The organism is Pseudoalteromonas sp. S2893 (genome assembly GCF_005887105.1).
Taxonomy (GTDB): Bacteria; Pseudomonadota; Gammaproteobacteria; order Enterobacterales; family Alteromonadaceae; genus Pseudoalteromonas; species Pseudoalteromonas atlantica.
The window spans coordinates 99173-120298 of record NZ_PNCY01000015.1 but is presented as its reverse complement, the minus strand read 5'-3'; the positions used below and the strand labels follow the sequence as shown (position 1 = coordinate 120298).

17 protein-coding genes are annotated in these 21126 nt (G+C 38.7%); all 17 read right to left on the bottom strand.

Annotated elements, in window-relative coordinates:
• Positions 1–118: 118 nt before the first annotated feature.
• Positions 119–844: a hypothetical protein gene (locus CWC04_RS09625; RefSeq protein WP_138685270.1), complete on the bottom strand. Its 726-nt coding sequence runs from the start codon at positions 842–844 to the stop codon at positions 119–121.
• A complete protein-coding gene (locus tag CWC04_RS09620; RefSeq protein WP_138685269.1) occupies positions 841–1713 on the bottom strand; it encodes a hypothetical protein in 873 nt (290 codons plus the stop codon). The genes CWC04_RS09625 and CWC04_RS09620 overlap by 4 nt, the downstream gene beginning before the upstream one ends.
• Before the next feature lie 78 nt (positions 1714–1791).
• Entirely contained in the window at positions 1792–2265 is a 474-nt protein-coding gene (locus CWC04_RS09615) for a hypothetical protein (protein ID WP_138685268.1), read from the bottom strand.
• Between the two features lie 39 nt (positions 2266–2304).
• A complete protein-coding gene (locus tag CWC04_RS09610) occupies positions 2305–2781 on the bottom strand; it encodes an SMI1/KNR4 family protein (RefSeq protein ID WP_138685267.1) in 477 nt (158 codons plus the stop codon).
• On the bottom strand, positions 2781–7631 hold the full coding sequence (locus CWC04_RS09605; RefSeq protein ID WP_138685266.1) for an RHS repeat-associated core domain-containing protein: 4851 nt from the start codon (positions 7629–7631) through the stop codon (positions 2781–2783). The genes CWC04_RS09610 and CWC04_RS09605 overlap by 1 nt, the downstream gene beginning before the upstream one ends.
• Positions 7631–8482: a hypothetical protein gene (locus CWC04_RS09600; RefSeq protein ID WP_126009397.1), complete on the bottom strand. Its 852-nt coding sequence runs from the start codon at positions 8480–8482 to the stop codon at positions 7631–7633. The genes CWC04_RS09605 and CWC04_RS09600 overlap by 1 nt, the downstream gene beginning before the upstream one ends.
• Complete coding sequence (locus CWC04_RS09595) at positions 8479–9417, bottom strand: hypothetical protein (RefSeq protein WP_249326096.1); 939 nt, start codon at positions 9415–9417, stop codon at positions 8479–8481. The genes CWC04_RS09600 and CWC04_RS09595 overlap by 4 nt, the downstream gene beginning before the upstream one ends.
• A gap of 89 nt (positions 9418–9506) precedes the next feature.
• Positions 9507–9797: a PAAR domain-containing protein gene (locus CWC04_RS09590; protein ID WP_024032867.1), complete on the bottom strand. Its 291-nt coding sequence runs from the start codon at positions 9795–9797 to the stop codon at positions 9507–9509.
• Positions 9798–9834: 37 nt separating this feature from the next.
• The gene (locus CWC04_RS09585) at positions 9835–10191 is read right to left on the bottom strand and encodes a hypothetical protein (protein ID WP_024032868.1); all 357 of its coding nucleotides are present in this window, start codon (positions 10189–10191) and stop codon (positions 9835–9837) included.
• A gap of 7 nt (positions 10192–10198) precedes the next feature.
• Entirely contained in the window at positions 10199–12076 is a 1878-nt protein-coding gene (locus CWC04_RS09580) for a type VI secretion system Vgr family protein (protein WP_064387133.1), read from the bottom strand.
• A 74-nt stretch (positions 12077–12150) separates the two neighbouring features.
• Positions 12151–12630 (bottom strand): Hcp family type VI secretion system effector, encoded by a 480-nt coding sequence (locus tag CWC04_RS09575; protein WP_024032870.1) that lies wholly within the window; start codon positions 12628–12630, stop codon positions 12151–12153.
• Positions 12631–12867: 237 nt separating this feature from the next.
• On the bottom strand, positions 12868–15471 hold the full coding sequence (gene tssH, locus CWC04_RS09570) for a type VI secretion system ATPase TssH (RefSeq protein ID WP_138685264.1): 2604 nt from the start codon (positions 15469–15471) through the stop codon (positions 12868–12870).
• A 22-nt stretch (positions 15472–15493) separates the two neighbouring features.
• Positions 15494–16483: a type VI secretion system baseplate subunit TssG gene (gene tssG / locus CWC04_RS09565; protein WP_138685263.1), complete on the bottom strand. Its 990-nt coding sequence runs from the start codon at positions 16481–16483 to the stop codon at positions 15494–15496.
• Entirely contained in the window at positions 16480–18306 is a 1827-nt protein-coding gene (gene tssF, locus CWC04_RS09560) for a type VI secretion system baseplate subunit TssF (RefSeq protein ID WP_138685262.1), read from the bottom strand. Before tssF ends, tssG begins: the two co-directional genes overlap by 4 nt.
• A complete protein-coding gene (gene tssE / locus CWC04_RS09555; protein WP_138685261.1) occupies positions 18303–18788 on the bottom strand; it encodes a type VI secretion system baseplate subunit TssE in 486 nt (161 codons plus the stop codon). Before tssE ends, tssF begins: the two co-directional genes overlap by 4 nt.
• A gap of 17 nt (positions 18789–18805) precedes the next feature.
• Entirely contained in the window at positions 18806–19582 is a 777-nt protein-coding gene (locus CWC04_RS09550; RefSeq protein ID WP_126009407.1) for a type VI secretion system accessory protein TagJ, read from the bottom strand.
• Positions 19583–19584: 2 nt separating this feature from the next.
• On the bottom strand, positions 19585–21111 hold the full coding sequence (gene tssC / locus CWC04_RS09545; protein WP_138685260.1) for a type VI secretion system contractile sheath large subunit: 1527 nt from the start codon (positions 21109–21111) through the stop codon (positions 19585–19587).
• Positions 21112–21126: the final 15 nt, after the last annotated feature.

Sequence of the window (21126 nt, the reverse complement as noted above, 5' to 3'; positions counted from 1 at the left end):
TCAATTCAATCACTGCGATTACAAATGATATTTATAGTTGTACTTGAGCATAAATGAAAACACTCGCTTTTATAGTGAGTGTTTTCTCCATGTTAATATGTAGTGTCAAACGATAAAATTAAAATTGCTTAAGAAGCGTATATGGCGCATCCGCGGCTAGTCGTGTCACAACATAACCATAAGTAGATCCGTAACTTCCCTCTTCAACGCTGTTATCCATATACAGCACCATGTCTTCAATGCCGTCGTTGTTATAATCACCTTGCGCCATGACCGTCAGTTTTTGGATGCCGCCGCTGTTGTCATAATAAATTGCTTGGTCTTTATTCAATGACTCCATTTTACTAATATGACTCATTTCTTCCCAGCTACTCGCTTTTGCTAAACGACGCTCATCGTCGTTTGAAATAATTAAAGAAAGCTCAGGAGGCATCTGTTTCGGTAGTACTGAGCTATGCTCAAAATCAGTCAAAAAACTAGATTCAGAAGCATTTAGCTCCCCCATATGTGCCCATATTAAACACACTTTATTCATTGCTTTTATAACATCTTGATGTCGGTAACTAAGTGCGTTAAACCCTTCATCTAAAGCATTAAATAAACTATTACAACTAGTAACGACTCTATCTGGGCTGCCATCTTTAAGAAGGTTTTCCTCAAAGTACCACTTTTTATCAATTAGAGCTTTAACCTGCTCTTGTTTCTCTAATGTTGTAGACGCTGTAAAATATCTATCTGTTTTATTTTCCGAACTATATGTTGGTGCTATTTTATTCTTTTCTATTTCTGCGCATGCAGTACTTGAGATACTAATACATGCAAGTAAAGTTAATTTATTTATCATTTTGCACTCACTAGTAAATTGCGTACATAAGCATTACGTTCAGCAGATACATCTTTTCTATTTGATTCAATAGCCGCCTTTTTAAAATCTTGCGCTTTCATATACTTATTAAAATTAGGGAAAGTATCTTTGAGTTTAGTCATCCCTAGATTGAATATTAGATCAAATAAGGTTAACTTAACGTCATCAGGGTAACTTGCAAATTCTGAAGCACCGTATATACGTTTAAGCTCACTTTCAAACGTTTTAATATGCTGATCAACTTGGGCATTTGCAACAACTTCAGTAATTATTAACTTAGTAAAAGGTTTAAAACGCCCAAAACCTTCATCTTTACCAAAAGGTCTTGATTTAATTAGTTTAAATTCATCTTCAATTTGCTTCGTTGTTGCAACAACACCCGTATCCCGAACGGTGAAAGGAACTTTTTTTGCAGCTTCAACATCTTTTAATAAATGACCTACGCCAACGGTTACATAGCCTTTTGTATCTAAATACATATGAGGAACATTACCTTCATATTTCATCATATTTTGTTTTAGTTTCGTTTTTAAACTGCCAGATATTGGTACAACAGCTACCACTGCAGCACTAGCTAACTTTTCATTAATTTTGCGAAAAGTAGCATCGTTAGCATTAATTTTTCCATCAGGCCGCGCCATGTTTAAGACTTTGCTTTGGAACAACTTAATAGCAGCAATAGTTTTTGAGTTTTCTGGGCGAGGGTTTAAGCGACCATCGACAATTAAAGTTTGAGTAGGTGGAATAAGTTTCAGTAATTTATTCAACGCGGTTTGTACAGTTTTTACATCGTTTAAACTGTTAATCCCACCCAACCCAACAGGTTGAGTTATTCTGATTGATGACATCAATAAAGTCCTTTTTAGAGTTTTTATATAGTTCGTTTAATATTTAAATATAAGCTAGTGAAAGATGGAAAGCTCAGCCTACCCCTTGTCTATTTCTTTCAATGAATTTAATAAAATATCGTTACCATTTTTAGAGATAAAATTTGCATGTATATATAATCTATCTTTTTCAGTAAGATATATATCCGTGTTTGATATATGTGTTAAATAGCTTTTAACTAATTTTGATTCGTTGCTATCCGGGCTTCTAAAGAGCGTTGACCCTTCCAATCTATCTCTATTTTTTAAAGCAAAAAACGCTGAAAGATTGGCCATAAAATGTGTCAAATCTTCTTTAGTTACTTCTAAAGACTCCAAAAACTTTATAAAAGCTTCATCGAAGACTTCAGCGTTATCATTACTCGCTCTTAAAAAAGATTCAACATGCCCGCCAAGGTTTGCACCATGGTTATGTTGGTCAAAGTCAGGGGTTCTTACAAAGTAGTTTTTTTCTCCGCGAAAAAAGCTATTTGTCTCATTCGTTTTTAAAGCAGCTGCAAATAAATTATTCATATGTAACCTAACTAAAGTAATATTATAAAGAGAGTATTTTCAAGTCTCATATTCGTCTTTGTACTCATCAATATCACCAACTATGAAATCCAAAAAACTTATTTCTAAAGTATCATCAACTGTTCTACTAAGGTTATTCCAAACAATAACGTTACCAAAAGATTCCATTTCTGGAGATGCATTTAAGCAATAATAGATCTCATCGTTCAAGTTTTGAAAAACTATCAAGTTCTTCGGTAGGTTAATCTCATCTCTCTTTTTTGCTGTGAACCATACAAAATTAGGAATACCAGCAGTGCTAAAATTACTACTTCTAGTCAACCCATAGTACTCTAAAGAGCCTAGGCATAAATAACCTATTTTTTTTAAGAAAGCTTTATACTCTTCCGGTAAGGAAACATTTAAATAGGCTTCTGCATTCGCTATCTCTTCACTACTATGAGCTACTCCAATTGAAATATCTTCGTTAGAAGACATTTCTGATAACATTAACTGAACATCTAAAATTGTACTCATTACTCAAACCCTTCTGATCTTTTTATCCAATATTTAGAACTCCATTTTGTGAAAGCTTTCTGAGCGTCTGTTTGCTTCACTTTACCAGTTCTAGTTTTAGGCCATGTTGATTTTTTCCCATTATGAGCTCTAAAGCTATAATTTTTTCTAGCTACCCATTCACCGTTTACTTTATTGTATTGTGGTACATGTAAAACTTTAGTTTTTTTAGAGTGAAACTCACCACCTACTTCAGCTATTGTTCCTGGTTCTCTTTGTATTAAATGATGAAGATTCACGGGTTGGTCATCATAACCGATCGGAGGCCTCCCCTTTTTCATCCTCTGTATATTAGTACGATTCTCACCATCAACTTTATTAGGATCAAATAAATCATTTCGCTGAAAAACACGCCTGCCATCAACTTTGACCGGAGCACTCCAAATTTTTAAAGTTTGGCCTTTCTGTGCATCAATTACTTCATCATTATCTAAGCTTTGCGAGCTTTTAAAGCTATTCGATAGCTCTTCTAGACTGTTATTATGAACGACAGTTTCGGAATTAATTAACGCAGCCTCTGTTATACCGCCTTTGGTTTTGCCTCCTGGGATCCATTCTCCATCGTATGCACCACCCTCGCGACCATTTGGAATATCATACTCAAATCGCTCATCGCCAGGATCGACTGTAATATAAGTAATTTCATCATTACTTAAGTCAGTGTTTTCACCTAAACTAAGTTCATCTCTAAGTATTCTCCAATCATTTCCTGATTGAGTGTATTTAGCTATAATAGCGTCCATTTCACTTTTAAGCCCTACAAACTTTCTTGGCGGCAATGTGGGGTACTCAGGGTTTAGCATCCAACTTTGAATAGAAATAAAACCTGCACCTTGTTGATTAAACTGGGCTATATGTGCATCTATATATGATTGTGGTAAATATGTTGACGGGTCTGGTCGCTCAGCTTTAGGTGTAAGTAAAACTTCTTTTACCTTTTTGTAGCTATCCGCCGCTTCAGTGGTGCTATTAAAATGCCCTTTGGTATTTTTTAAGAACGTATTCCAGGCATTTTCCTTACAACTCAACCCAAACGGATCCACCCAATTAACCGGGTTAGGCGCATATTGATAGTGGTTTATGCCACCTATCAAACCGATTGGATCTTGGTTTATAAAACGCTGTTGTTTAGGGCTGTAGTAGCGGTAGCGGTTGTAATGTAGCCCACTCTCTTCATCTAAATATTGCCCCTGAAAGCGGATTGGCTGAGTGAAGGTTTTTTCTTTATTAGTGCCAGGCTCGGCTTCTGGCTCTTCATAACCATACACATCGGCTTGGTTTTCCCACACGACTTCTGCTTTGTTATTGGTAACAAAACGTGGGGTATTCAGTTGGTCTAGGTGGTAGTAATACACCTCACCTTTTTTAATCAGTGCTACTGGGTGAAATTGATTTGGCAGGTTGATATACCAGGTATATTCGCCGTGTTGGCATTCACCAATTAACTGGTCGTTATCCCAAATGTAGTCAATTTTGCCGTGCTCGGTGTGCTTAGCAATACGGCGCCCGAGTGGGTCATAGTCGTATTGGGTAAGCGTGCCATTGTTGTTAAAACAACTTAACTGGTTAAACGCGTTGTATTCACGACGGGTTTTTATGCCTTTACCGGTTTCGCGTATTTGGTTACCGAATTCATCATAATGAAAGTCGCTGTCGCCAAAGTGGGTTAAACGGTCGGCATCAGTGGTGCCTTTAATAACCCTATCATCTTCGCTTAGCTCATTGGTGGCCTTTGCTACACTTGAATCGCTATACTCACTATGAATTACATTACGTGTGCTTTCTGACTGATTACTTTCAATCTTATTTTTGGCATCACTAGCATCGCTATTATCATTTGGCTCAGTAGTCTGCTGCTCGGCTAATTCGTTATTTTGTACCCTTGACTGGCTAACTGGGTTACCAAAACTATCCCACTGGTATTGGGTAGTTTTTGTGTTCTCACCACTGGCTAGATTTTGCTGAATTAACTGGCCAAGGCTGTTGTATTCAAAATTAATGTTATGACTACTAACGCCTTCCTCTTTACGCGCAATCAAGTGGTTTACGCTGTCGTAGTTGTACGTACAGGTATCTAATAATGCTTGCGCTGGATGTGTAAGCTGCTGCTGCGTTAAACGGTTAAATACATCAAACTGTTGAGTAAGGGTTATGCTGTTACCAAACTGCTGGGTTTTAATATTACCTTGGCTGTCGTAGCTTAATGTTACAAGCGGCTTTGCAAGCTCAACCTCATTGCTATTGGTTTGCAGTAAGTTAATACTGCTTAGCTGGCCAAACTGGTTGTAGCTGTATTTCAGCGTGGTTGAATCTGGCAGCGTAAGCGTTTGCCTTCTGCCGTACTCGTCGTAACTGTATTTTAAGGTATGCGCTTGTTGCTGGTTATTAACTTGCTCGGCGCACAGTAGCCTGCCGCCTTTATCAAAGTGTTGTTTAAGTGTTGATTGCGCGTTATGCGCACGCGTAATTTTACCTTGCAGGTTATAGCTGTAGTAATTGGCGTTATTAACGATATGTGAGTCGCTTGCAAGGCTTGCATGCTGCGCAGTTACGCGGCCAAGGCTGTCGCGCTCTATTTTTACATGGCGTTTATTACTTTGCGTTACTGAGGCTAAGCGATTACAGGCATCATATTTATACTGCTGTAGCGTGCCATCAAACCCGGTTATTTGTGTTGGGTTTTCGTTCGCGTCGTAACTTATGCGGTATACGTGACCGTCGCTTCGCTCGATGGCTGTTAAGTTTCGCTCTTTGTCGTACGTTAAATGCAGTGCGCTGCCATCGGGCTGAATAACACAATGCGGTTGGCTTAGCCCTTCAAAGTGTTGCTCTGTGGTGTCGCCTTTGCTGTTTTGCGAGCTAATTAACCGCCCTGCTTCGTCGTAGCTAAAGTATTGATGCTGTTTATTTTCAGGCTCGTTTTCATCAAAGGCAATTGTTTGTGTAAGCTGGCCGTGCTCATTGTATTTATATTGGGTGAGTAAGCCTGCGTTATTCAGTGTGGCATTTACGCGGCCTAGGCTGTCGTAGCTGTAACGTATTAACTCATCGTTAAGATGCTTTGCTAAAAGCTCGCCTTGCTCGTTCCAAATAAACTTGGTGATTTGACCATTTTTATTAATATGCTGGGTTAACTGGCCGAGCTTATCGTAGCTGTATAACGTGGTGCGGCCATCACCAAAGGTTTCGCTTTGTAATAAGCCAGCCACACTGTATTTACGCGTAATGGTTTGGCCATCAGGTAAGGTAGTTAATACACGTTGCCCAAGTTGGTTGTAAGCAAAATGGGTTTGGCTACCATCTGGCTGCGTTATTGTTTCTAATTGGCCGAAAGGTGTGTAGCTATAGCGCGTTGTACTGCTATCTGGCTTTATTTCACTGAGTTTTTGACCTTGCGCATTGTATGTATATTGCCAAACATTGCCATTAGGGTCGGTATGTTTTACCAACTTACCTTGTGCGTTATGTACAAAGTGCTCTTTATGACCGCGTGAGTCTATACAGGTTGTTTCACCGCGCTCAAGGTTGTATTCAAACTGGTAAGTATAGGTATTGTTATCGCCCCATTGTTTTATACATTTTGCGCTAGGTGAGTAGCTATCCCACTCAAAATGATGGCTAAAGCCACTGGCTCGGGTACGCTTTGTTAATAAATTAGCGGCGTTGTAGGCGTAGCGCTCAGTTTCGTTTTGCTGATTAGTAGACTGAACAAGGTTTTTGTTTTCGTCGTACTCATAGCTTGCAAGCAATGGCGATAGCAATTGCTGTTTGTTGTTCTTATCGGTGCAGTACGCTGCTATTTTGCTTAATAAACCTTGCGCGTTGTAGCTAATAACACAGCCACGTACTTTGTTTACTTCTATACGGTGTAGGCGCTCTTTCGCATCGTAATAAAACGCGATGCTTTGGCCTTTTTCGTTAATTATTTTTTCAAGCAACCACGCGCTTTCGCCTGGTTTAAAGGTAAGGTGTTGGTCATCTGGCGTTACAAGTACTTGCTTACCATTTGTTTGGTAATGTAGCGCAAGGTTACTACTTAATTGATAGCTCGATTGGCCAGGTTTTACCTTTTCAAATTTATGTTTAGCGCCATGCTCGTCTTGGTACTCTAACCAGTAGGTGCCTTTTTGCTTAGGGCCCACTTTTGGCGGCGGCAAGTAATGCTCTGTAAGGCTTGCCATAAAGTCGTGGCGCCAACCATTACCCATTGTTGTACACACATCAGCATGAGATGAGCGATACAAACGTCGCCACACTAATTGGCGACTGCCCGCCAATGTAAAGTCGATAAGCGGGAGAATTTCTTCGCCCGACAGCATTGATACCGGATCTGAACGGCACTCTTGGTTTATAATTGGCTCTTCGCTTGCGGTGTTATTAATCGCACCACCAGTGTTTTTTACAGGTGCTTGTGATGCACTTTTCCCCGATGCGGTTGTCTTAGTTTTTTTGTTAGAGTTTTCATCCTCCGAGCTACTATTAGTATTATCACTAACTTGAATAGAATACTTAACTTTTTCACGAAAACACTTAATAGTCCCTGCAGCAATTGCTTTAATAAGCGAGTTAGCAGTTTTACGTTGGTCGTCTGCTTTAGATGCTTCAATACCTATACTTATAAGTAGATTAATAGTGTCAATCCGTTTAGAAGGATCACTTGTGAGCGTTTCACTAACTTGATCAACTAATCGATTCGCACTTTCATTGGTATTTGTTACAACAGCTTCGTAACCTGCAGGTGCTTTTGCAGTACCAGCAACGAGGCAAATGGGGTAACTTGTTCCTTGTAAAACAACTGTATTACTTTGCATTAGTTGTGTGCTTCCTCACTTATCCATAAGTATGATGCTGCGGCCTGGTATTTTGATTGTTCTTGAGAAATCACTAACGCATGTTTAAAGTGATTTACAATAGCCGGGCTTGAGGTCAATTGATATAAATTGACGAGTCCTTCAAGCGCACCAATTTTACCTAATTTGTAATTAGGTAATTCATAATGTGTATGCTCATTAATTAAATTACTGAGCAATTGTAAATTAGTCAGCCAAACATCACTTTGCTGATGTATGCCGTTGCCAGGTGCAAATATAAGATCTATATGGTCTTTATTATCCTGTGCAATTTTTGAAAATATACCGCCTAGTTGGTCGTGCTTTATAAAATCTATTGAAGGAGCAAATTCATGACTAGTTTGCATCCAGCCAATTTGAGCCGTTTCAATAGTCGCAAGTGCACCACCTACTCCTAAGTATACCCACTCATTGTTTTTATTGGCTTTATAGGTAGCATCAATGGCAATCACGTTTGCCTTATGCCATTTTTTTTGCACCGCCAACTGCACTAACGTATTAGCACCAACAGCGCCATAAAATAATAAGTGCTCTACATGCTCAGGGAACAACTGTTTAAAACTTTTTGCTAAAAGCTGCTTTAGCTCATCTTGGTACGCAAGTGCTGGCAATAACCATACAAGTGGCAAGTTTGAGTCTTCTACTTTTGCAAAAAGTTCTTTCGCTTTTACTATGCAATCATAAATACAGGCATTCCATGATTGCCAAGTAATACCGTTAGGTGGAGTTGGGGTATCTGCATATAGCAGTGTATCTATGTCTTGCGACAAAGGCGTAGAAAAACAGCTTACGTTTACATTAAACGCCTTCATGCTTGCGCCTCTGCTTTTACATTTTTAGCCATCGATTTGTAGTAGGTATACAAATTAAATATTGCTTGGCTATAACAGTCCATTGCCGACATTTCTATTGCGTTTAACCTTTTATTCAGAGGTTTTCCAGCTACAAACCTTTGTAAGCAAAGCTCCTCCTCGTATTTAGGCCAGTTTTGCTGTAACTGCTGTTTAAAAGCCACTAGTGCTTGTTGTTCAGCATTAAATGCACTTACTTGAATGTCATAGCTTACGAGTAAATCGAGCTTATCACCGAGCATTCGCCTTATTAAGGCAATAATAGCTGTTGGGTTTTCTACTTGGTTTAACGACATACACGCTAAGGGCACTAGCTTTACATAGCCACTTTGTAATAGCACATGTAACGTGTCATCTACTGTTAAAACATTGCTTGCGTAATTACTTAATGCGTTTACTTGTTCCCAACTTAGTGATAATAAAAAAAGCGACATTAACGGTGAATTAACAAGCTTACTTTTACATAGCTCATCAAACACATGTTTTAGCACTTGTATGTTTGCATTAGGGTTGAATGCGCTGATAAGCGCCACTGTTTCGGCTGATGTTGCCTCTTGTTCGGTGCTATTAGCCAATGCAAAATAAATAGTGTTTAAGTCAATTAATGCAATTAAATTAAAGCTGTGTTGCTGTAATAAAACTTTATAAATAACAGCCTTTGCTACGCCATGCAGGGATGGGCTGTTGAGCAACGAGTTTATAAAAGCCAGGTTAATTGTTTGCGGTAAATTAGCCATAACCTCTATACATGCCTGCGCAGTCACATCAAGGCTTTGCTCACTCGTTACTAACGTATTAATTAAAGTTAAATCAGGTTGTGTAAAGTGTTGAGGAGTATTATTTTTTTTAGCGGTTAGCCACATTGTTTCTAACAGCTTTTTTTTAAGTGTTTTCACATAACCTACAGAAGTAAACGGGCAGCACTGCGCCTTACTAATACAGAGCAATTGTGCTTGATGATTACTTATGTAAGTAGACAGCAAGGTTAGCCACCTATTAATACAGTAGGGTTACCAACAACAATTTTTCCGCCGTGGGAGCTATCATCACCCATTCGAGCTGCGGGTTTACCGTTAATTTTTACGCTACCAGAGCCTGACTTTATGCTGTCGGGTGGCCCAACACACACTAACATATCGCCTTTACGTGCTGCGGGCATGCTACCTATTAATACATTAGTTGAGCCTACCACAACAGGGCCGCCAACATGCGGGACTGTACCTGTGGTTTTAGGGCATACATGCATATGACCAATTGTAGCTGCGGGCTTACCCATAAAGACTCCTTGTCTTATTTACTTTTTGACAATAAAACTAATCAAATAAAGGAATAATTAATAATTTACTTTGAGAAACTAAACCCGATAAGGTATCAACTAATTCTGCCTTACTATAATCCGAAATTGATACCGGGCTTTGTAATGCGTACTGATATAAAGCAGCTATGGTATCTTCACTATTTAAAGCATTATGTAAATTACTTAAAAACTGATTAGCATAATAACCATCCATAGCTTTCAAATGCGTTAATGCAGGATTTAGCAATGGATCATCTGGCCTATTTATTGGCAAACAAATTAAATACGGCAAACCGTAACGGCAATATACAACGTAACCATTATTATTAATGCCATTTCTATGCCCTGTATAAAAGCTATTTATTATTTCCATAACTGCACTAATTTAATTTAATCATGCCGGCAGATAAAGTAATGGCGCTACCATCAACTTTAACGTTACTGCCTTTAATGTCTATATTAGTGCCTTCTATAGTTATATTACCGCTGCTGCTCATTTTAATTTGTGCAGAGCCTGTTTTAATTACTATTTCATCACCAGCTTCAATATTAAGTGTTTTACCCACTTTTAACGTGTCGTTTTCACCTATATCGTCACTGCGATTTTTAGCCACTTTTAGTGTTTCATTATTGCCAATATCAACTTTTCGATCATTGCCAATTTCAATATTGTGGTCGTGATCTGTTTTGTCGTTTTGGTCATTTTTTACGTAAAGCTGCTTATCTTTTTCTGCTTGAATATAAACCAGCTCGCTGCCTTTTTTATCCTCAAACCTTAGCTCATTAAAGTTATCGGCTCCGCCTTCTTTGGTAGAGCGTGTTTTAATACCACTTTGTGTTTTTTCACCAGGCAGTGCATACGGAGGCATTAAATCTGCGTTGTACACTGCTCCGCTAATAATTGGTTGGTCTGGGTCGCCATTTATAAAGTCTACAAGTACTTCTTGGCCTACCCGAGGGAAGAAAAACGCTCCCCACTTTTTACCTGCCCAGTTTTGCGCAACACGGATCCAACATGAACTTTTTGAATCTTTTTTACCTTCTCGGTCCCAGTCAAATTGCACTTTTACGCGACCATATTGGTCAATCATTATTTCATCGGCGCTATCGCCAGTTACGATTGCCGTTTGCACACCGTTTATAACTGGTTTTTTCTTATTTATTTGCGCTCTGTAGGGTATATCTTTGGGTACGCATTCAAAATGGTTCGAGTACACTTCTTCTACTGACGACTGCTGAGAGCCAGACTGATTAGGCACCGTTATTGACGTCATCATAGAGGTAATAACAAATGTTTTACCTTCAAGACGTGGGTCTTCATGCTTTTTAAAGCTAAAAAGTTTACCCACTGTAAATGAACGGCAATCACTGCGACCACTAGAAAGCTTCATGTCTCGCTGTAATGACTCAAGCTGAACAGATGCTAAATTAGCTGCGCGCGGATGGCATTCTTGCTCGCCCGTGTATTCAAAAATTTCTGATACTGATTGAGTCGGTAACTCTGGATTAGCTTGCTCACCATCTGGGTAGCGTGATGGCTGTTTAAAATCGTAACCAACGCGTTTAAAGCTGCCTGGCGCAATACTTAAACCGCCCTGCCAACGTGATACATGAGATTCGCTTAAATGGCCAGTTGAGTAAACTACCTTTGCTTCGTCGCACACTTCATAAGCGGTAATATCATCAGCTAATACCAAGGTATGGTTGCTGTTGGTATGCTCAAAAAAGTAAAAAATACCTTCTTGTTGAAGCAATCGTTGAATAAAGTCAAAGTCTGACTCTTGGTACTGAACACAGTACTCGTATTTAGGGTATGTTTTGCTGGTTTTATCGCTAAAGGCAACATTGTGTTGGCCAAATAGGTCAGCAAATATTTCTTTAATTGTTTTCTTTTGGAATATTCGGCTGTTTTTTCGGTTGCGCATAGATGCTGCAAACGGGACGATAGTTGCTTGGTAATCTATATAGTTTTTTTGTTCTTCTACATCAGCTGTACGGCTGCCGTTTGAAACCAAATGGCTTACTATTCCATGATAGTAACGCTCACCGCCGCCTTGTGCATTTTTTACCTTAATAGATACTGGCTTTCCAACCAAATCTTCATGTGCTATTTGCTTGCCAATTGTGTACATATTGGCAGACATAACAAATAAGTCTGACATTGCCTCTTGGGCAACAAAACGAGTTAAATAGAGGGCATCTTTACCAGCAGGGGTGCTAATCTGAATTACGTTGTTATTTTGTGTTGCTGTTTGCATTCCTTGCCTTTCCCATCCTAAAGATCAAAAAAAGCTCTGAGCAAAAGCCCAGAGCCATTATAAGATAACAAATATTACATTTGTTGACCTTTAACACCGCTGTAACCGTATACAAGTGGAGCAGTAATGTTATTTTTGTCGTCTGTTGGAGTAACAGTCATCATCATTTCTGTGTAGCTGATAGTGATTGTTTCAATAGGACGATCGTTTTGTACTGACACTGAATAGCTAGAAATCATCGCATCTGTAAGTTCGATTTTCATGATTTCTTCAACTTTATCACCTTGTTTAGTGATATGGAAAATAGCTGGTAAGCCTTTACCAATTGTCGCTTCTTTGAAAAGATCCGGAGATGCTTTATCTTGAAGTTTAGTGATAGTAACGTCGCCAAGACGAGTAGAGCTAGACTCACGGTCCATTGCTGTACCAGTTGCTGCGCTAATTTCACGGCTTACGTTCCAATCTAAAGATAATACTGTGATTAAATCTTTGAAAGATTCAGCTGTAGTTTCGCCTTTGATTGAACCGTATTTTAAATATGTATTTGCTTGCATTTGATAATGCTCCTTTTAATTAAACAATGTTATCCATTTAGACTGGATTATTTACTTTGGTTTCCCAAAAATTCCTTTGAAATCATTATCTTTAATACAGCAATGAAAAGGCCTTCAGATTCCTTTCCTTAGATGAAGACAATGTCTCAAAATTCCATGTAGTGATTTAAGGCACCAAAATTATAATACCCTAAAAATAAAGAAACAACCTTAATACTAAGTTAAATTAAATAAACTTTAATTTAACTCAATATTAAATTCATTATCTTTAACTGATAGCGATATACTATTTATTTTTTTGTCATCAATCATGCTAGAAAGTAAAACTTCCGACAACAAAGGCAATAATTTATTTTGCAAAATGGTATGAATGTTCCTAGCACCGGACCCTGCATTTTGACAATTATCAATAATATATTCTATTACGTCATTTTCATATTTAAGCTCAGCATCGTAATGCTTATTAACGCGTTTAATTATTTTATCAATTTGTAGTGATGCAATTTCTGTAAGAATATCGTCACTTAGTGGAATGTAAGGTATTACATTAATACGCCCTAAAAAAGCAGGTTTAAATGATGCGAGTAAATCATCTTGTAATGCTTTTAATAAACCTTTGATACTAGGTTTACTTTCTTCGTCTTCAAATAAACTCATGGTGGTATCAGTACCCACATTTGAGGTCATAATAATGATTGTATTTTTGAAGTCGATATCACGGCCTTCACCGTCTTTAATTGTACCTTTATCAAATACTTGATAGAAAATATCTTGTACACCAGGGTGAGCTTTTTCCATTTCATCGAGCAATACTACGCTGTACGGTTTTCTTCTTACGGCTTCGGTTAATATGCCACCTTCGCCATAACCTACGTACCCAGGAGGTGAACCAAGCAGTAGTGATACTTTGTGCTCTTCTTTGAACTCAGACATATTAATAATGGTGACATTTTCTTCACTGCCATACACTTCTTGTGCAAGCGAAAGTGCAGTCTCGGTTTTACCTACACCACTTGGACCTGCCAACATAAAAATGCCGTTAGGTCGGCTTTCATCAGCTAGTTGGGCGCGAGATGTTTGCACTACCTTAGCGATTAAATCTAACCCATGGTCTTGCCCTACAACACGTTTTTTCATTTGCTGTGCAAGGTTTAAAATGCCATGTATTTCATCTTCGTGCATTTTACCTACAGGTATGCCAGTCCAATCTGATATAACCTGTGCAATAAGCTCTTCATCCACTTGCCAATGAACCATATTATGTTCAAAAGCAGTTAACTTTTCTTTACTCTGCTTAAGATTGGCTAAAATTACACCTGATGAATTTTCTTGTTCTGAGTTAATAGACTCGAGTGCCTGATTAAGCTCAGCTACAATTTCTTTTTCTACTTTAAACTGCTCAGTTAACGGCGCTAACTGCTCTTCAATAGTTACAAGTTCAGTTTTAAGTGTATCTAGTTGCACTGAATGATCTAAACCTGTTTTTTGTTCACGGTGTAGCATCTGCACTTGTGTTTCTATTTCGCTTAATCGATTTACAAGTTGCTCTATAGTGTTTGGTGTAGATGCTTGGCTCATTGCCACCCGCGCGCAGGCTGTATCTAATAATGCCACCGCTTTATCGGGTAGTTGCCTTGCCGTAATATAGCGATGCGATAAGTGCACTGCACTTTCGAGTGCTTGTTCAGAAATAAATACTTTGTGGTGTTTTTCCATTACGGGCACTAAACCACGTAACATAGCCACTGCTTTTTCTGGCGTTGGCTCTTCTACTTTTACCACTTGGAAGCGGCGTGTTAAAGCAGCATCTTTTTCAAAAAACTTTTTATATTCAGCCCACGTTGTAGCAGCAATGGTTCTAAGTTCGCCACGAGCAAGTGCTGGTTTTAATAAGTTAGCAGCATCGTTTTGGCCTGCGGCTCCACCGCTACCAATCATTGTATGAGCTTCATCAATAAATAAAATAACCGGGTTAACTGAATTTTTTACTTCGTTAATTAATGATTTAAGACGATTTTCAAACTCGCCTTTCATACCTGCGCCAGCTTGTAATAGTGCTAAATCTAAGCTGTGAATTTTCACATTTTGCAGCACGGCCGGTACATCTTTTTGTGCAATTCTTAAAGCTAAGCCTTCAACTACGGCTGTTTTACCTACACCCGCTTCACCGGTTAAAATAGGGTTGTTTTGACGGCGTCTGGTCAAAATATCAACCATCTGGCGAATTTCGAAGTCGCGTCCTAAAATGGGATCTATTTTTCCGGCTTTTGCTTGAGCAGTTAAATCAACAGTAAATTGGTCAAGGCTCGGGGTTTTAGAGTTTGTAGCCGATTGGCTAGCCGTGTTTTGTACTGAGTGATTACGCTCTTGCGATTGAGCAACTATTTCTGGCCACGCATGAAGTAACTGCCCTGGCTCTATTTTATTAAATAACTTACTGCAACGGGTTACTAAGCTCGATAAGGTATCGTCTTTTACAAGCGTATAAATAACGTAGGCACTGCGAATTTGATTATCTGTAAACTCAATACTGGTACTTAACCAAGATTGCTTTAATAAGCTAGTAACATGTACAGATAAACTAGGTGATGACTCACTACCGGTTTTAAACGCTTCTAAAGATTGATTTAAGTCTTGTTTTACTTTTTCAATATCAATGTCAAAAGAGCCAAAAATAAGTCTAACATCATCTAGTTGTTGCTCAATCATGGCAAGTAACCAGTGTTCAAGCTCCACTGTAAAGTGGCTTCTGCTATTACAAATTGCAACCGCCGCCTCTAGGCTTTTTCTGCAATCAGGGCTTAGTTTTTCAACTAATTTATTGAGTGTCATCGAAGACATACAGTGTTCCTTTTAATTTTAATTATCCCTTAAACGATAACTTAGTAGGGTTAGATTTTGATTTGTTATTTTGTACCGCTAAAAAAGAATTTGCGCCTAATTGGCAGTCATTCTTAGCCAGCTGAGCGGCGCCTAAATGCTGAAAGTCAGTTTCAATAACTAAGCGGAACTGAATTGAGTTTCCAACGTAGTCTTTAGTAATTTTGTTTGCGAGTTCAAACAAAGCCCCTTTGGGTAAAAGAAGTTTTGCTTTTTTTGGATCGTTTGATTGTATATGCACTTCAATATTAGAAGAGACATCCCAAACCTTTTTACCTAGCATGGTATCTACACCTAGCTGCGCATGCTGACCTTCAAATAATACTTGGCTTGCAAGGCGTGTTTGCTCTTGTTGGTGAAGTTCATGCCATTGACCAACCATTTGTTTTACTTTTACTTCGCAACCTAGGTATGAGCTAAGCACACTTTGTAAATCAAATGCGTTACGAATTTTTCGACTGTACAAACCCGAAAAATGCAACTGATGCTCATTATAGCCACCACTTAATAGCCCCAATATTTTGGTATATGGGTCTTTATTTTTGTCATTGTTTACATGGTTTAATGAAGGCTTATATTTTTTCCAAGCTCGGTAATACAAAGAGATCAGACGATGATTAAACATGTCGTAAAAATCGCGCATGGTCGTGTCTTTATAGCGCAGCCTTTGCATAACCAGTTCACTATAAAATTGCGGTAATGCACCAGAGCAGCCAGTTAACCCCATAAATGAAACCTGCATATTGACCTTGTGCAGACCATCTTCAAAGCCAGTTTCTTCTAGCTTAGTAATTGCATTTCCCGGGTAGCCAAACTTTTGGGTAGCCGTAAATTTTATTAGTTCTTGCTTTGGGTTGCTATCGTAACCGACGTGGCGATAATCTAAGCCACGCTTTTTAAGCTGGTTTTCAATAATGAAAACCGCTTTATAAAAATCGACTTGAGAAGCTTGGGCAATCAGTTGCTTTATCATAGTAGTGGTCTATCACCTACGCGCGCAGGCCACTGATAATATATTTGCTCTTGCTCTTTTAAACGCAAGCTCAAACGTGTGTAACTATTTATAGCGGCAAACTGAGCAAAGAAATGATCCAACACTGCGGCAAAAAAGAACATGCCACTGCCAGAAAAATCATCGTTAGCAAAAGTAATTTCTATCTCGCTGCCAGTTACAAAACTTACCCTGCCTTTTTGAATAACACGCGCGGTTGCAGGCTCAATACTAACGCGATATATATTATCTATTAGCCCTTTGGTTTGCGGCGATGCTCTAAAGTCATACAGACGAAGTACTTCTTTTAATTTATTACACGCATCTTCACCGCTAAACGTATCGAGTGTTAAATGATTAACAAGCTGCCAGCGCGTTGCATCGGCTAATCCGGGTCTAACTGCATGTGTAAAAGGCGCTAAACAACGAATTTTTTTAATTACATCGCCGCGCTCTGGCATTAGTAATCCAAGCTCATCGTCGCCAAATGGCATACTCGCAGGTAAATTACGGTTGCTACAATGTGCGCGTACAGTGAGAACAGAGTTACCTTCACCATATTCCATAGCGCTGTTTTCAAATTTGGCATCTACCAATGACATAAATGTCTCGGTGCCAGACTCTACATAACCGCCCGCCCACGACGCTGTTTCTCTTCTTATATGCCAAAATAGGTCTTCGTGACCTTGATAATTTGGATGAGTTTGACCATAAAATGGCGCAACGACTTGTTTATTACCTTTGTGATCAAACGCTATAACCTCTGAAATACCAATCACTTCAGAAATTTCTGAGTCCATGTAACGCGGTGCAAGTTGATACTCGTATTCACTTATCTCAGGGCGAATTGGCTCAAGTTCTTGTTCAAATAAGTTAATTATTGGCGTGCACCCAAGTAAAAACATATCCTCATCAACCTGTTTCTCAAGCTCACTTGACTCAGTATCAAGGTATATATAGATATCACATTTGTTGGAGTTTTTAGGTAATGCGCCGCGTATACCTTCAAGTTCAAAAAAACGAAACTTCTCAGGAAAAGTAAAGTTTTCAACCAATAAACGATAACCGGCAGCAGAGCGCTGAGAGTAAGGCACAACCGCTTCGTGTGTTTCAAACCCGACCGCTTTTAATTGGTTTTTTGATAAGTATTTAATGCCTTCTTCGCCATTATCTATGGCTATACCAATGCTGTGTTTAAATAACAGTTCGTACACTTTAAGAGTATGGTGCCACTGCCCGTTTATATATACGCGAAGTTTTTCTAAACCAGTTTCTGCAAGCGAAACGCCCTTGTATTCACCGGTTAGCTCTAACTTAAATATAGACTTTGCCTTTTCATGCCAACGCGGCTTAGGCGCTACAAAAGGGCTGTTATCAAACTGGGCTTTAGTGATTTCAATGGGCCAAAGGTAGGTTTCGTAACAGGTTTGAAACTTACATTGCTTCATAGAATCAACGTTAGTTTCAACTTCACTTGCTCTTGGGATGACAACACCCGCGGTGGAAAGGTTTTCGGCTTCTAATTTTACAATCGACATAGAAGGGATAGGTGCCTGATAATCTGGTAGCATCTGCCCTAATAAAGCATCCGTTAATTCAGGAAAACTGTCATCTAGCTTTTGTCTAATATTGGCTGTTAAAAATGCAAACGATTCAATAAGCCGTGATACATGAGGGTCTTCAACATGATCTTCACTAAGCTTTAAACGCCCAGCTACTTTTGGGTATTTCTCAGCAAAGTCTTTACCTAAATGACGCACAAATGCTAATTCACGATTGTAATATTTTAATAATTCATCGTTCATAATGATGCCTCAATAATCTTCATACCTAAATTTACGGGCTCTACCTCAGAATCAAAGCTTATAAATTCTGGCTCAGGATCAGCGTATAAAAGCGCATTAATACGCAAGTTTAAAACACGATTAACCGGCACTTCTTCATCAGTAAATACTTCAACTTCTAAAAATCGTGGCTCAAATTTTAAAATAGTGTTTCTAACTGTCTCGCATAGCAGTGCTCGACCTTCGTGAGAACTGACCGACATACTTGAAAAATCAGGTAAACCGTACGATAAACACGATGTATCAAGCTCGCTATATTGTGTAGGCCACGTATGCCATTGAATTCGGGCGTTAAGCAGTGCTTCTATATCTCTGCGCACATTTTTACGTAGCTCACTTATTGTGATCCCTTCGGTACGCGATGGTGCATCTTGAAAGTCAGGCTCATCATCAATGAGCCTATCTAAAATAGATGCTTGAAGCTGCTGCTTATGTTCTATCATTATTGCTCAAATATAAATTATGCTGCTTCTACAGCATTAATTTTTAAATTAGGAATTGTGATGGCTTCATCATTCACAAACAGCATTTTCATGCCTTTACCAATAATGAATTCATCTTTGAGTTCAACCCAGTCCGAAACCTGACCTAACTTTTCAAGATCCGATTCAGCATTGGCATAGACAAGCGGTAAATGTGCAGTGCCTGAAGGGCCTTCTTTAATCGTTATTTCAACGCGTAGCCAAATGCTTTCTAATACTGAACTTACAGGCTCTACTTTTATCGATTCAATTTCATCAAAATTTGCCAAGTAAAATTCGCCATTTGTGCCTAGTACTTCTAAATAAGGGTTTAATGTATCGTCCAAATCGCGTGCCACAGACTCTGCATCACTTAACGTTGTAACTCTTAACGTTTCCATTTGCGCAGAAAGCTCAGCAGCTTCGTCTATTTCGCCCTCTAGCAATGCCACATGCATTTTTAAAAACAGCGTGTCTATCTCATCAGCATCATGAAATAATTTAGGGATCCCTTTACCTTGGTAAAAGTCTATTCGTGATTGCTGAGCTCGGATCAAATGTCTAAGATTTACAGCACCTACAGCAAACTCAGGATTTTTTTGAACCATAAAATCGAGTTGTTTGTCTGCTTTTTCTAGATCACCATTTATGCAAAGTAATTCTGAATAGATACTTCTTATATCAAAATTTAAAGGCTCATCTTGAAGCTCTGTAGCACACAAAGATAGTGCTTCAGTTAGTTTTCCCTCGCGAATCAAGCTATGTATTTTCTTCATGGTTATTCCTTTATTTTGTGGTGAGGACTGAGCTCTGTTATTAATTTAATGCTCGAGACCATTTGATCTAATTGAAAATGGGGTTGTAATTGTAAAACAGAAAAAAAGTGACCTGGATTTGCTTTGTTTTCACTTACTTTTATGCGCGCATTACTCAGTGGATATTTACTTCTGATTTGCTCAGATGCTGAGTCTGACGCCGTTGTATAATTATTGATCCACGACTGTAAGTCGCGCTCGCACGCATGCGCATTTATGTATGAACCGACTCTATCGCGGGCAAGTATTTTTAAATAATGTGCAAAGCGAGATACGCATAAAATGTATTGCAACATAGATGAAAGGCGTGCATTGATATTAGCTGCACTGGAATCGTAATTTTTTGCTTTTTGTACCGATGCATTACTATAAAAAACAATATGTTCAGTATTAGTCACTGATGACGTTGGAATAAATCCAAGTTCAGAGAACTGCTTTTCAAATTTACTTGTTACCAATAAATCCAATGGCGGTTTAGCTTCTTTTTGGTAGGTATCGTTTGCAAAGCTATCTTTTGCAAGTCCTGTGACGAGCCCTTTTGACACTTTACCAGGCTCTATCCCTCTAATGTGCCCAAACCATCCGCTATCACAGTAAGCCCTAATTATTGTTGATACAAACTGAAACGCAGCGTTACCCCACAACATATCTGTTTCGGGGTTTTTTATTTGTTCTTTAAAATAAAAGTCTTGATGGCGTTTACCATCGTTACTGTAGGGTGCTCTGACTAAAACGTGCGGTAACGTTAAACCAACAAAGCGTGCCTCTTCCATTGATCTAAAGCTTTGCCATTTTACATATTCAGGTTGCTCAAATTGATTGAATAAATCTGCGTAGTACCCTAGATCAGAAAAGTTATCTGCGCCAAAAAGGTTTGGAGACGCTGAACATATAAATGGTGAGAATGCAGCAGCTGCAGTGCGCGAGATTTCTTTAATAGTATCAATATCGTTATAAATAGTGCCATTAGATGACATATTACTAATTTCGTAATCGCCAATTACTACACCAAAAGGCTCGCCACCGGCACTATCAAATTCACTTTGATAGAGTAACTGAAAAAAGTAACTTTGGTCGAAATCTATCGCTTTGTTTACATCTTTAGAGAGGGTTGCCCAATCACAGTTTAATACTTTTATTTTTACTTTATTTTCTTTGTCGTATTGCTCTGTTTGGAGGGTTAACCACCATAAATTACGCCAGCTGGCTTCTAACTTTTGAAATCGTGTAGCATGAATAATGCTATTTAGCTGTTGAGAAATTAGCTGATCAAGTTCAACAATAATTCGTTGTAAATAGGGACCAAGCGATTCTTTTGTCCAAGAGATAGGAGAATCAGAAGAGCCTTCAAGCCACAATAACAGTGCCTTGTCTAAGTTTTTTTCGTTCAAAAACCTATCAAGCAAAGCATCATTATCGCTAATTCTAGACTGCGACTTTTGGTGAAAAGCGTAGTCTTGATTTATAAATGAAAACTCTTCGTGATTCATTTTACTGCATTATCC

Bases quoted from the DNA above. Each gene is read 5' to 3' on its own strand.
- tssG (WP_138685263.1), bottom strand. From the start codon at position 16,483: ATGATAAAGCAACTGATTGCCCAAGCTTCTCAAGTCGATTTTTATAAA.
- CWC04_RS09575 (WP_024032870.1), bottom strand. From the start codon at position 12,630: ATGCAAGCAAATACATATTTAAAATACGGTTCAATCAAAGGCGAAACT.
- tssC (WP_138685260.1), bottom strand. From the start codon at position 21,111: ATGAATCACGAAGAGTTTTCATTTATAAATCAAGACTACGCTTTTCAC.
- CWC04_RS09590 (WP_024032867.1), bottom strand. From the start codon at position 9,797: ATGGGTAAGCCCGCAGCTACAATTGGTCATATGCATGTATGCCCTAAA.
- tssE (WP_138685261.1), bottom strand. From the start codon at position 18,788: ATGATAGAACATAAGCAGCAGCTTCAAGCATCTATTTTAGATAGGCTC.
- CWC04_RS09625 (WP_138685270.1), bottom strand. From the start codon at position 844: ATGATAAATAAATTAACTTTACTTGCATGTATTAGTATCTCAAGTACT.
- CWC04_RS09615 (WP_138685268.1), bottom strand. From the start codon at position 2,265: ATGAATAATTTATTTGCAGCTGCTTTAAAAACGAATGAGACAAATAGC.
- CWC04_RS09585 (WP_024032868.1), bottom strand. From the start codon at position 10,191: ATGGAAATAATAAATAGCTTTTATACAGGGCATAGAAATGGCATTAAT.
- CWC04_RS09620 (WP_138685269.1), bottom strand. From the start codon at position 1,713: ATGTCATCAATCAGAATAACTCAACCTGTTGGGTTGGGTGGGATTAAC.
- CWC04_RS09550 (WP_126009407.1), bottom strand. From the start codon at position 19,582: ATGAAGAAAATACATAGCTTGATTCGCGAGGGAAAACTAACTGAAGCA.
- CWC04_RS09580 (WP_064387133.1), bottom strand. From the start codon at position 12,076: ATGCAAACAGCAACACAAAATAACAACGTAATTCAGATTAGCACCCCT.
- CWC04_RS09605 (WP_138685266.1), bottom strand. From the start codon at position 7,631: ATGCAAAGTAATACAGTTGTTTTACAAGGAACAAGTTACCCCATTTGC.
- CWC04_RS09600 (WP_126009397.1), bottom strand. From the start codon at position 8,482: ATGAAGGCGTTTAATGTAAACGTAAGCTGTTTTTCTACGCCTTTGTCG.
- CWC04_RS09610 (WP_138685267.1), bottom strand. From the start codon at position 2,781: ATGAGTACAATTTTAGATGTTCAGTTAATGTTATCAGAAATGTCTTCT.
- tssF (WP_138685262.1), bottom strand. From the start codon at position 18,306: ATGAACGATGAATTATTAAAATATTACAATCGTGAATTAGCATTTGTG.
- tssH (WP_138685264.1), bottom strand. From the start codon at position 15,471: ATGTCTTCGATGACACTCAATAAATTAGTTGAAAAACTAAGCCCTGAT.